We start from the raw sequence: 12,317 nt of genomic DNA on the forward strand, positions 1-12,317 counted from the left end.
TTATTCTAACTTTTCTTTTGTTAAGATTGTTATATCAAAACAAAAGGAGTTGAACACAGAAATGAAACGTAAATCCGCGATCAAAGCTTTGACGTTATTGCTGAGTGCGATTTTGATTTTGTCCAGTACAGTCAATGTCATGGGCGCAGCCGCATCAAAGACGGCAAATAACAGCATCAAGGCCGGCAAGGCTGCGACATATTTGTTAAAAGCGGCAGATGATTATAATAAGAAAATCAGTCGTAAAGATCTGCTAAAGGGGATGAAGGCAGAAAATAAACTGACCCGTATGCAGGGCATCATCATGGTCAGCAGAGCCTTTGGCACTTTGCCGAAGCCGAAAGGGAATAACCTTCGGCTCAGTGATAAGAATGTAAAGTTTACAGACGTGCCAAAGTCGGGAAAGGCAGCGGTGCGTAATCTTATCAGAGGAGGCATTTTGGTCAATACAAAGAGCGGAAAATTAAGACCGAAAACACTCATGTCCGAACAAGAACTGAAGACTCTGGTGAGGCGTATCTATACCCTCTATGGAACGAATTTGAAGGATGATTTTTACGCCAGTGTCAATAAAAACGCTCTCGATCATAAGAAGATACCGCCGGGAGAAACAGAAGGCGGCGGTACGGCGGATCTGAACCAGAAGGTCAATCAACAGGTACAAGAGTTGATTATGGAAATTGTCAACGGCAGCGGCTATCAGAAGGGCAGCATGGAACAAAGAATCAAAGACTTCTATAATAGCGCTGTGAATGTAGAACGGCGGAATGCGCTAGGCGCAAAACCTTTAAAAAAATATTTAGAGGCCATTGATCGGGCAGAGAATTTGCAGGAACTGACGCAATCACAGATTTTGTCAGTGAAGGAAATCAACAGCGGCGGGCTCTTCAGCGTCATGTATATGACAGACTATCGAGATACACAGAACATGATTATGATGGTGGGAAGCCTTTTTGAACCGTCGATGTCAAAAGAGGCCTACGAAGATTTGCAGAACAAAGAACGAAAGGCATATGTGAAATTAAATACGACATTGTTGAAGCTTTCTGGCGAGACGGCAAAAACAGCGAAAAAGCAGATAGACGAACTGCTTGCCTTAGAGAAACAGGCTCTCAAGTACATACCAAAAGACAGCGATTATGCAGATACGAGTAAGATGAATGAAATCGTATCCATTGCAGAATTGCAGAAACTGATGCCGGAGATTGATGTCAAGGGACTGATTGAGGCTGGCGGAAACAAAATACCAGCGGAAATCAACATGCAGAGCCCGAGGTTATTCAAAGGTATTGCAAAATTGCTGCAGAAAAAGGAAAACTTAAACGCATTAAAAACTGTGCTGAAACTGAACATTCTCACAGAGAATTATCTCAATCTCAGTGATGCGTTCAGAGCTGCCTTTAATGAGTATAATCAACAGATCATGGGTGAAGAACCCGATGACAGCTCGGCGGAGGAAGTGGCTGGCGCTCTGGTAACCGATGCGCTGGGCGATGATATCGACCGACTCTACGTCGAAAAGTTCTTTTCAAAAGAAGCGAAAGAAGACCTGGAGAAGCTGGTAAAACAGTTCATTGAAGTCTATAAAGAACGAATTGAAAAGTTGGACTGGATGAGCGAGACTACAAAGAAAAAGGCTATCGAAAAGCTGGATGGAATGAAATTTATCATCGGATATCCCGACCAGTGGAGCAACCGTTTAGAGCAACTGACTATTACAGATGACTATTTTGAAAATCAGGTAGCAGTTTCAAAATTAGCCAGCAGGAGATTCCGGGAAATGGCAGAAGGCAAAATAGACACCGCTGGCGAAATTGGTATGCCGTTGACCATGGTCAACGCCTATTACGATCAATATACGAACACCATGGCCTTTCCGGCAGCAATCCTGCAGGCGCCAAACTATGATGTCAATGCATCATTAGAAGAGAATTTAGGCGGCATCGGTACGGTCTTTGCTCATGAGATCAGCCACGCTTTTGATAATACCGGAGCAAAATATGACAAGGACGGACTGGAAGTCAACTGGTGGACCAAAGAGGATTACGCAGCTTTCCAGAAACTGTGCGATCAGACAGTGGAATTCTATAATGGGTACGAATCTGCACCAGGTATCAAAATAAGCGGCAAGAGAACTCTGGGCGAAAATATAGCCGATATCGGGGCAGTAGCATGTGCCTTGGAAGTGCTGAAAAAGACGGACAATCCAGATTATGACAAGTTTTTCGTAAGTTACGCCCAGTCCTGGCTGAAAGTGACTACGAGGGCTTACCTCAAAGGCTTGCAGCAGGCTGATGAACACAGCCCTGGCAATCTGAGAGTAAACAGGGTGCTGAGTAACTTTGACGAGTTTTATCAGACTTATAAAATCAAAGCCGGGGACGGCATGTATGTACCTAAAGCACAGCGAATCAAAATATGGTAAACTAAAAACAGCTGCCTGACTGACGGAGAAATCCGCAGCCGGGCAGCTGTTGTTTTCTGTATGTTTAGCTGAAATAGCGGAATACGCCTTTGACTTTTCCGAGGACCTTGACATCCTTGACGATGATAGGGCTCATGGTGTCGTTCTCCGGCTGCAGTCTGATGTGGCCGCCCTCGTTATAGAAGGTCTTGACTGTGGCCTCGCTCTCAAAGCCATCGATCATGGCCACGACGATTTCTCCATTGCGGGCGGTGTTCTGCTGTTCAACCAGAATCAGGTCGCCATCCATAATACCGACATTGATCATGCTTTCCCCGCGAACGCGGAGCATGAAATTGTTCCCGGCCGCATAACGGGCAGGTACAGGAAACGTCTCTTCTATATTCTGTTCGGCAAGAATCGGCGTTCCGGCAGCGACGCGGCCGATAATAGGAATGTCGATGATGTCTTCTCTCTCGGCAAGGTCTGCAGGAGCAGTCTCAGCGGGCATAGATGCTTCTTCCAAATCGACAACCATCAAAGCTCTCGGTTTGGACGGATCTTTCTTAAGAAAACCTTGTTTGACCAGGCTCTCGATGTCCTTGTGCGCAGTGGATGTCGATTTGATGCCGATGGCTGTGCAGATTTCTCTGACGGTAGGAGGATAACCCTTGGTCTTGATCTCGTTCTTCATAAATGTCAATATCTTCTGTTCTCGTTCTTTTAAATTGGCCATATCCTGTCACTCCTCCTAATTTACCTCAATTTTGTAATCTATGTCTGTTCGTAGTATATCATAAGGCGAACAAAAAGTAAACGTTTGTTCACAAAATGCCGCTGCTTAAATGATGAATTCTAAAAATTGGCATAACTGGTTGATAAAAAATTGACAGAGCTTTCGTTGATAATGTATAATTATAGATAGAAATTATAATTGGGGGAGTTTTCGGATATGTTCAAGAATTGGATGAAGACGACAATTTTACTATATGTGCTCTGGTTCATTTTGTCAGGGAGAACGGAATCAAAGTTCCTCATGCTGGGATTGATTTCGTCTATGGTCATCGCATCGCTCTGTCAGCCCATGCTGTACATCGACAATAGACTGGAAAAGCGAAAACATTTTATTTTAGATCTGCATTATGTCAAGTTTATCGGTTACTGGGTCTGGCTTCTGGGTGAAATCGTAAAATCCAGCCTCTCTGTCTGCCGCCTGATTATCAAGAAAAAAATTGAAATCGATCCCCAGGTCATTCAATTTCAATGTCATTTCAAGAATCCCATTGCAACGACGCTCTTTGTCAATTCTATCATACTGACGCCCAGCACTGTAACCGTCAATGTAGATCACAATAACGTATTTACGGTTCATGCACTTACTGTAGAAGCGGCTGAAGATCTTCTTGCCGGAGAGATGCAGCGGAGGATTGCAAGGGTATTCGATGAGTTTAATTCATAAGGAGATATGGAGTTAGTTTATGGATTTGATATTTAAAATTTTGATGTACGGCACGATTTTTATCATAGGAGTCATGCTTCTGCGCGTGTTTCGCGGTCCGTCGGTATTTGACCGTCTCAACGGCATGTTCGTTATCGGTCTGGATGTGATCGTGGTCTTGCTGCTGGTGGGATATACCGACGGCAGGGAGGCGATGTATATCGACATCGCGGTCTCTTATGGCGTTCTGGGTTTTATCACTTCCGTTATTGTTGCTAAGTTCATGGGAGGGAAAGAAAAACATGATGATTAGAGAGGTTATCACTGCAATTCTGTTGATTCTCGGCTTTATTTTTTTAGTTTTTTCTGCCCTCGGCGTCATGCGTCTGCCTGACTTCTATACGAGACTGCACTCTTCGGGAATCGGAGAGACTCTGGGAATCGTGCTCATCGGCCTTGGGCTGATCATTTATGAGGGCTTCAATATATTGTCAGCGAAAATCCTGTTAATCATGGTATCCATTTTCTTAGTGAATCCGGTGGGAACCCATCTCATTGGAAAAGCCGCCATGGAATCGGGACACAGACCTTGGGAGGAGGAACATAAAGATGCAAGCATTTCTGATTGAGGCAATTCTGCTTTTATTTCTGATCGCGATTACGATCGTCATCATTTTAAACAAAGACCTATTGGCGTCTGTCATTATTTATTGTGTATTCAGTTTCTGCACCATGCTTCTGTATATTATGATGGGAGCGCCGGATGTAGCCTTTACAGAAGCGGTCATTGGAGTAATTTCAACGATCTATTTCGTTATTGCAATCAGGACGACGGACAGGTGGTGTAAATGATGAAGGGCAACAAGAAAAAAGTTGCAGGCATGATGATGCTGGTTTTTATTGTCATCATATGCTGGGGACTGATTGACCTTCTGCCAACCATCGGTGATCCAGATTCAGCGCCAAACACGCACATTTCCAAAGTCTTTATCGAAGAAGGCCCGGAGCAGACCGACGCGGCAAACTTGGTGACAGGCGTACTGGCAGATTACAGAGGGTTCGATACCTTCCTGGAGACGACAGTGATGTATCTTGCAGGTTTTGCTGTTGCTATGGTCCTTTCCAACTGGCTTCGAAAGCATTGGAATGCAGATATTTTTCGCGCTACAGAGTCCTTTGGCGGCATCGATGTCAAGGTGACCATGCCCTTCATCATTCTCTTTCTGCTTCTCTATGCTGCCTACGTGCTTTTCCACGGCGAAGTCAGCCTGGGGGGCGGATTTCAGGCGGGCGCGCTGATTGCCCTGGCATTTATTCTCTACACGCTGATTGGGAATCTGGAATTGAACACCGTGATGCTGACGCAGCACTTTGCCGTCTGTGTGGGCGGAATCGGTGTTATGATCTATGGCGTGACCGGGCTTTTGCCGCTGTTCTACGGTGGAAAATTCCTGGAGTATTCAAAATTACCGTTTTATGTAGAGGAGACTGCAAAACTGCACTCTATCGGAATTATCTTTATTGAGACGGGCGTCACCATCTGTGTCATGGCGACGATTATTACAATCTTGGAAGCCGTATTAGAAAGGAACAGCTTATATGATGACAGAAATAAATAGTTTTCTAGCAGAGAAAGGTATCTACATGCTGACCGTTATCCTGTTCTTTCTGGGCATGTTCGGCATGGCGACTTGTGGAAATTATATGAAGAAACTGATGTGCATGAACATCATGCAGATTGCAGTGATATTCTTCTTTCTCTGTCTCGGACAGAAGAGCGGCGGAACGATTCCAGTTACCATTTCTGGACTTTTAAGCTCCGACGACTATATCAATCCGCTGCCTCATGCGCTGATGCTGACAGCCATCGTAGTCAGCCTGGGAACCACAGGTCTCGGTCTGGCCCTATTGATGCGTGTGAAAGACAAATATGGCAGTATTGAGGAAGAGGTGGTTATCAAAAAGGGGGACGAGGAAAAATGATGGAAAATCTCCCCGCTCTGATTGTAATCGTGCCGTTGATGGGGGCGGTTCTTTGTCCTATTATCTGCTATTTTAATCGAAATATCGGAAAGTGGCTGACCACGTGTGCGATGACGGCATCTCTGATGATGTCCATCATTCAATTAAAACAAATTATAAAAAATGGAGAAATCCACTATTGGTTCGGAAACTGGAAACCGCCTTATGGTATCGAGTTTGCGCTGGATTCCCTTAACGGAGTCATCGTCGTGCTGATCTGCATCATGGGCCTGATCAGCACCATTTACAGTATGCCGTTTTTTGACGGCTTCAGCCGCTTTAAGACGGCCGGCTATTATTCTATCCTGTCTCTGTTGGTCACAGGCCTTCTTGGCATGTCGTCCACTGGTGACGTTTTTAATCTGTATGTTTTCTTGGAGATTACCTCTTTGTCGGGATATACGCTGATAGCCATGGGAGGAGATAAGGGCGCGTTATCCGCCTTTCGCTACTTGCTCATCGGAACCATCGGCGCTTCTTTTTATTTGTTAGGCGTTGCTTTTATTTACGGCGAAACAGGTACGCTGAACATGGCGGATATGGCTGGCCTGGTAGGGCCGGTTCTCGGGTCTGGAACGACCATGGTCGCCTTGGTATTTTTCGTAGTGGGCTTCGGCATCAAAATGGCTCTGTTTCCACTTCACGGCTGGCAGCCTGCAGCTTATACCAATGCCCATCCTGGAGCTGCGCCGGTCATAGCAGGCATTATGGGAAAAGTTCCGGCTTATGCTATGCTGCGATTTTTCTATTTTGTCTTCAACGCCAATAAGGAATTAGTCGGCGATTTTATGCTGGTAGTCGGTACCATGGCGGCGGCAGGAATGATTTACGGTTCGGTGAAAGCGCTGCAGCAAAAGGATATGCGCAGCATGCTGGCCTATTCCAGCATCGCCCAGATGGGTTACATCGGCATCGGTATCGCCATGGGGGATCTCTACGGTTTGATCGGTGCGGTATTACATATCATCGTCCATTCTTTCATGAAAGGCGGTCTGTTTTTCTGTGTAGGAGCTATCCAATACAAATACGGAGTGACTCGCCTGGGCCAATTGGGACAGCTGCAGAAAAAGATGCCGATCACAGCGGCCGTGATGGTGCTCTGTTCCCTGTCTATGGTGGGAATACCGCCGCTTGCGGGCTTTTTCAGCAAATGGGATCTGGCCATCGGGGCTGCCACGGCAGGGGAATATATCTATATTGCCGTGCTCATTGTCAGCAGTTTGCTCAACGCAATCTATTTCTTCAGACTGTTTGAACATATCTTTATGGACCCGGAACCGGTCCGTGAAGAGATTCATCCTGAATTGAAGAGGGAGCTGCCTTGGCGTATGATGATTCCGATTTCGCTGTGCGGTGTCGGTGTTATCGTGTTAGGCGTCTGTAACGTTTGGTTTGTAAATGTACTTTCGTCAGTAATTATGGGGGTGACGCAATGATACAAGAAATCTTAGATTATCGGCCGGTCATTGCAGTCTTTATCTCTATGATTGCAGCAGGGGTGATTCTGCTCAGAGGGAATCGTATCAGTGCAAACCGGCGGGAGGCTATTACTTTCGGCGCTGCCGTCATCAAGGCGGTCTGTATCTTTTCTATGGTGCCCCAGGTATTAGCCGGAAATGAATTTGACATCATTCTCTTTGAAATCGCCGGCGGTATCAGCCTGGAGTTGAAGGTGGACGGCGCAGGGATGGTCTTCGGCTGTGTCGCTTCGGGCCTTTGGATTCTCACCTCTGTCTATTCCATCGGCTATATGAGAGGACACAAAGAGAAAAACCAGACGGGATATTTTGCGGCCTTTGCCATGTGTCTCAGCGGCGCCATCGGCATCTGTTTTGCAGCCAATCTGCTGACCTTTTTTATTTTTTATGAAATTCTCACCGTCGCGACCTATCCTCTGGTCGTTCATTATAGAGACAAAAAAGGCAAATTATCGGGCAGGAAGTACTTGATCTATACTCTCAGCAGCGGACAGCTGTTCCTGGCCGGCATCGTGTTTTTGTACGTATCGTGTGGCACCTTGGATTTTCAGCCAGGAGGGTTTGTGGAGCATTCTCTCTCCAAAGGGATGACGGCACTAGCCTTTTTCCTGGTAATTGTGGGCGGAGTCGTCAAAGCCGGGGTTATGCCGCTGCACAGCTGGCTGCCTGCAGCCATGGTAGCGCCGACGCCGGTCAGTGCACTGCTTCACGCGGTGGCAGTGGTGAAGGCGGGCGCTTTCTGCGTGATTCGAATCGTCGGTTATACTTTTGGGCCTGAGATCTGCCGCTGGAGCGAGGCAACGGATGTCCTGGCTTGGATTGCGGTGTGCACGATATTGCTTTCTTCGCTGATTGCTATGCAGAAGGATAACCTGAAGGCCAGGCTTGCCTATTCTACGGTAGGGCAGCTTTCTTACATCGTTCTGGGTGTGTGTATTTTGACGCCGGCCAGCATGGCGGGCGCTATGTACCATATCGTGGCTCACGCATTTATGAAAATCACCTTGTTCATGTGTGCGGGCGCAATCTTTGTAACCACGCACAAAGCTGAAATCAGCGATATGCGGGGAATCGGCAGGCGCATGCCTTTGACCATGGCCGCGTTTACGGTGGCGTCCATTGGAATTGCCGGCATGCCGTTTATGGTCGGTTTTGTCAGCAAGATGAGCATCATAGAGGGAGCGGCCGAGATCGGCCAGCCGTTTTTCATTGTGACCCTCATGGCCAGCGCACTGCTCAGTCTGACGTATCTGGTTCCCGTGTGCTACATTGCATTTTCGAAGCGAAACATCAATGCCGATTTTCTAGATTACCCTGCAGGCACGGTGTTGGAGGGCGAAGCCAACAAAGCGATGCTGATACCGCTGCTCTTGACAGCGTGTATTTCAATCTTATTGGGAATTATGCCTAACGCCGGCCCCCATCTGCTGCAGTTGGCAGAAATGGCCGCCCAGTCGATCTTTCAAGGGGGTGGAATGTAAATGATGCTGATGTTTATCAAATATGCTGCCATCGGCTTTGGCTCTGGATTTATACTGATTGTCCTGTCAAAAGTGATTCTGGCTGCCATTTTGCAGAGAAAACCGGATTACTATGACGACCAATACGACCAATTTGATCAGGGAGGTGAAGAGAATGGCTGATTTTCATCCAGGACTGATTTTGATTGTGACAGGTCTTCTCGCTCTCATCCTGCCTGAGCAGATTAGAAAATGGGCAGCGGCGGCAGGACCTTTTGTCGCGCTTGCCGTTATGATTGGTCTGGACGGTGATGCGTCTTTGACTTATCGCTTTACCCAGTCCATCACCATGGATCTATTGCACGTAGATACCCTGGCCTGGGCGTTTGGGATGATATTCTGCGTCATCGCCTGTATTGCGGGCATCTACTCTTTTGACGCAAAAGACGGCCGGGAAAAGTGTGCCTCTCTCATCTATGCGGGAAGCAGTATTGCCGTAGTCCTTGCAGGGGATTGGATTTCTCTGATCTGCTTTTGGGAAGTCATGGCCGTTTCTTCCACCTATTTGGTGTGGGCTGGCAGAACCCACAGGGCGAGAAGAGCCTCTTACCGCTATCTGGCCATGCATTTCTTTGGCGGCAATATGCTCCTCGGCGGTGCCATCGCAATCTGTGTACAGAACGGTTGGCAGATAGAGATGCTGACCGGCGGCAGCGGCTGGGCTTATTGGTTTGTCTTTATCGGTCTGGCGGTCAATGGGGCGATACCGCCCCTCCATACATGGGCGCCGGATGCTTATCCGGAAGCGACTTCCGCAGGTACAGTATATATGGGCTCTTTTACTACAAAGGTCGCTATCTACGCGCTGATCAGGCTCTTTGCAGGAACCGAGTGGCTGGTCTTTGCAGGAGCAGTCATGGCAGTCTTCGCCGCCTGTATGGCTTTGATGGAGAACGATATCAAAAGGCTTCTGTCTTATCACATCGTCAGTCAGTTGGGCATGATGGTAGCGGCTCTGGGCACTGGCAGTGCTGCTGGTATTGACGGAGCCACACTGCACGCTATTTTTAATATCTTATATAAGGGCGTGCTGCTCATGGGGGCAGGCGCGATCGTTTATGCGACTGGAACGAGGAAGATCAGCGAACTGGGAGGCCTCTATAAAAGAATGCCTCTTGTGACTGCTTGCTTTTTCATCGCGTCTCTATCCATTGCAGGAGTCCCATTCTTCAGCGGCTTTGCCAGTAAAGCGCTGATTACAGAAGCGCTTCATGAGGGACACTTTACCATTGCTTACTGGCTGGTAACTCTGGCCGGTGTCGGAACGTGGCTTTCAATTACCCTGAAGATCAATTATTTTGTCTTTTTCAGAAAGACGAAAGCAGAGATGGCTGTGAAGCCTGTGCCAGTCTATATGAAGGCGGCGATGGTTATGGGAACCCTGCTCTGCATTGTGACTGGCTTGTTCCCGTCGTATTGTTATGAGCTGATGCCAAACGCGACCATGGCGCATCCTTTCAGTGCGGAACACATTGTGGAATATGTCGCGCTTTTCATCGGCGCAACGATTCCATTTGCCCGCTATATCAAGAAGATGGAGCCCCACGATGTGATTACCTTGGACTTCGATTGGATTTACCGGATTACACTGGTTGAATTTCTATCGGGTCTATCCAAATGGGTCTATCGCATCTTCTCCAGGTTTGAACACACTTACTACAACTTTGAAAGGATCATCAAAACGATTCTGCGCAATCCGAGCAAAGTGTTCAGCGGGCTGGAACTGGATGAGGCCAATGCAGAGGAGTATTTTGAAGAACAGCGCCCGGTGGGCGAGTTCATGCAGACCTTTATCGTTTTCTGTGTCATCGCCTTCTTGGTATTGCTGATTATAGAATGACAAATGTTATCGATATCCCTTTTTATCGCCCCAGGCGGCCATCTGTTTCATGCCGCCTGGGGCGTTTTATGTTCCAATCTGAGTTGCAGGTAATCGTCTTGACTGGCGGTTCGCCTGAAGTCAGGCCTGTGGGCAGCAAAAATGACCAGGTCATTTTAAAGAGCGAGACGGATTGCAGTCTATGAGACGCATAGGATGATCCGCAAGAGAACTTTCAAATTTCTAAGTAATTTCTCAATCCCGAAACCCCTTGGAAAAACAAAAGCAATTCAAATTGTTCCGCATTATGAAACCGAAGGTTCTCATTATAGAACGAGCGATATTGACGCGCAGAAAATTCTGAATTATGATACAGCCATAAGATAACTTGAATGGTTCGACCAGCGTCTGGCCGCTCGCTGACGCCTATGGGTCGATAAGGATGGAGGTAAGGTGAGATGTTAAAAGCACAGACAGGAACAAGTACAAATGGGAATGCGGCATTGGCTGCAAAAGAGGCTGTACAGAAAGTAAAAGAGGTAGGGAATGCGAAAATGGCATTCGTATACAGCGGGGTACAGTATGACCAGAAGGCTATGCTGGATGCCATTGCTGCAGAACTTCCAGGCGTACCTCTGGTAGGAAACACATCCTTTACCGGCGTGATCACCCAGGAGGGTTTTGTCTCCGGTGACGAAGGCTTTGTCGGCGTTATGGCTATGGGAGACGAGGATATGACCGTCGGCGTTTATGGCATGGCAAAAGAGGGCACGGCCAGAGAAACCGGAAAGAAGGTTGCAGAAGAAGCTTTGAAGAGAGCCGGAAAGACCACTGCACCGGACTACTTCTACATGACAGCGCCTCCGGGAGAAGAGGAATTCTACCTCAAAGGCATCACGGAGGTTATCGGCAGAGTGCCGTTCTTTGGCGGAAGCGCGGCAGATAACGCCATCGCAGGGGAATGGCTGCTCTATACGGACGAAATGGTTACGGCAGACGGCGTGGCAGTCGCCTTCTTCTACACGGGCAAAGGCTTTGCCAACGAATATACAGGGGCATACAAAGAGACTGACAAAGTCGGCATCATTACCAAAGTCGTCGACAACAGGACTTTGGCAGAGATCGACGGCGTGCCCGCACTGAAGAAGTATCAGGAGTGGACCGGTGCCTCTGACGAGGACGTGGCAGGCGGCAACCTGCTGGCATACGCCATCACAGCGCCTCTGGGCGTCAAAGACCCGCTGGGCGACGTAGTGGCGATCAGGCATCCGATGAACGGCAACGACGATGGCTCCATGGCCATCGGCAACAACCTGGCAGAACACACAGCTGTGATTTTGATGGAAGGCTCCGTAGATGAACTGATTCAATCCACAGGAGAGACTTTGGACGCTTTGAAAGCAAAACTGGGAGAAGGGCCGGCGGCATTCCACCTGGTACACTGCGGTGGCAGAAGGGCAGGCATCGGAGATCGCATTGACGAGGTGGCAAAGGCGCTGAAGGAAGCTTCTGGCGGCGTACCGTTCATGACAGAATTCACCTTTGGCGAATATGGATATGAAGACGACAGCAAGAACACCTGCGGCGGTCTGATGTTATCCTTCACAGCATTTGGAAAATAGAAAGGGGATCTTAC

13 protein-coding genes are annotated in these 12,317 nt (G+C 47.9%); 12 read left to right on the forward strand and 1 reads right to left on the reverse strand.

The features are described 5' to 3' along the window. Nucleotides 1-61 precede the first annotated feature (61 nt). Nucleotides 62-2,425: a M13-type metalloendopeptidase gene (locus tag BN6539_RS10445; protein WP_067537679.1), complete on the forward strand. Its 2,364-nt coding sequence runs from the start codon at nucleotides 62-64 to the stop codon at nucleotides 2,423-2,425. A gap of 64 nt (nucleotides 2,426-2,489) precedes the next feature. On the opposite strand, the gene lexA is transcribed toward BN6539_RS10445, so the two are convergent. Continuing rightward, nucleotides 2,490-3,140, reverse strand: coding sequence for a transcriptional repressor LexA (gene lexA, locus BN6539_RS10450; RefSeq protein ID WP_067537685.1), 651 nt, complete (start codon nucleotides 3,138-3,140; stop codon nucleotides 2,490-2,492). A 216-nt stretch (nucleotides 3,141-3,356) separates the two neighbouring features. Here lexA and BN6539_RS10455 point away from each other — a divergent pair, with 216 nt between their 5' ends. From BN6539_RS10455 to BN6539_RS10500, 11 genes are all read left to right on the forward strand, one after another. Continuing rightward, a complete protein-coding gene (locus BN6539_RS10455; protein ID WP_067537687.1) occupies nucleotides 3,357-3,863 on the forward strand; it encodes a Na+/H+ antiporter subunit E in 507 nt (168 codons plus the stop codon). Nucleotides 3,864-3,882: 19 nt separating this feature from the next. After that, on the forward strand, nucleotides 3,883-4,155 hold the full coding sequence (locus BN6539_RS10460) for a monovalent cation/H+ antiporter complex subunit F (protein ID WP_067537689.1): 273 nt from the start codon (nucleotides 3,883-3,885) through the stop codon (nucleotides 4,153-4,155). Continuing rightward, entirely contained in the window at nucleotides 4,145-4,471 is a 327-nt protein-coding gene (gene mnhG, locus BN6539_RS10465; protein ID WP_067537691.1) for a monovalent cation/H(+) antiporter subunit G, read from the forward strand. Before BN6539_RS10460 ends, mnhG begins: the two co-directional genes overlap by 11 nt. Continuing rightward, complete coding sequence (locus BN6539_RS10470) at nucleotides 4,452-4,694, forward strand: hydrogenase subunit MbhD domain-containing protein (RefSeq protein ID WP_067537708.1); 243 nt, start codon at nucleotides 4,452-4,454, stop codon at nucleotides 4,692-4,694. Before mnhG ends, BN6539_RS10470 begins: the two co-directional genes overlap by 20 nt. Continuing rightward, on the forward strand, nucleotides 4,691-5,461 hold the full coding sequence (mbhE, locus tag BN6539_RS10475) for a hydrogen gas-evolving membrane-bound hydrogenase subunit E (protein WP_067537711.1): 771 nt from the start codon (nucleotides 4,691-4,693) through the stop codon (nucleotides 5,459-5,461). Before BN6539_RS10470 ends, mbhE begins: the two co-directional genes overlap by 4 nt. Then, complete coding sequence (locus BN6539_RS10480; protein ID WP_227142382.1) at nucleotides 5,442-5,825, forward strand: sodium:proton antiporter; 384 nt, start codon at nucleotides 5,442-5,444, stop codon at nucleotides 5,823-5,825. Before mbhE ends, BN6539_RS10480 begins: the two co-directional genes overlap by 20 nt. Continuing rightward, nucleotides 5,822-7,300 (forward strand): complex I subunit 5 family protein, encoded by a 1,479-nt coding sequence (locus BN6539_RS10485; RefSeq protein WP_067537713.1) that lies wholly within the window; start codon nucleotides 5,822-5,824, stop codon nucleotides 7,298-7,300. Before BN6539_RS10480 ends, BN6539_RS10485 begins: the two co-directional genes overlap by 4 nt. Then, nucleotides 7,297-8,823 (forward strand): monovalent cation/H+ antiporter subunit D family protein, encoded by a 1,527-nt coding sequence (locus tag BN6539_RS10490; RefSeq protein ID WP_067537714.1) that lies wholly within the window; start codon nucleotides 7,297-7,299, stop codon nucleotides 8,821-8,823. Before BN6539_RS10485 ends, BN6539_RS10490 begins: the two co-directional genes overlap by 4 nt. Then, entirely contained in the window at nucleotides 8,824-8,985 is a 162-nt protein-coding gene (locus tag BN6539_RS22340) for a hypothetical protein (protein ID WP_156524176.1), read from the forward strand. Beyond that, on the forward strand, nucleotides 8,978-10,702 hold the full coding sequence (locus BN6539_RS10495; protein WP_067537720.1) for a proton-conducting transporter transmembrane domain-containing protein: 1,725 nt from the start codon (nucleotides 8,978-8,980) through the stop codon (nucleotides 10,700-10,702). The genes BN6539_RS22340 and BN6539_RS10495 overlap by 8 nt, the downstream gene beginning before the upstream one ends. Before the next feature lie 437 nt (nucleotides 10,703-11,139). Beyond that, complete coding sequence (locus tag BN6539_RS10500) at nucleotides 11,140-12,303, forward strand: FIST signal transduction protein (protein WP_067537725.1); 1,164 nt, start codon at nucleotides 11,140-11,142, stop codon at nucleotides 12,301-12,303. Nucleotides 12,304-12,317: the final 14 nt, after the last annotated feature.

The sequence above is a fragment of the Emergencia timonensis genome, assembly GCF_900086585.1.
Lineage (GTDB): Bacteria > Bacillota > Clostridia > Peptostreptococcales > Anaerovoracaceae > Senimuribacter > Senimuribacter timonensis.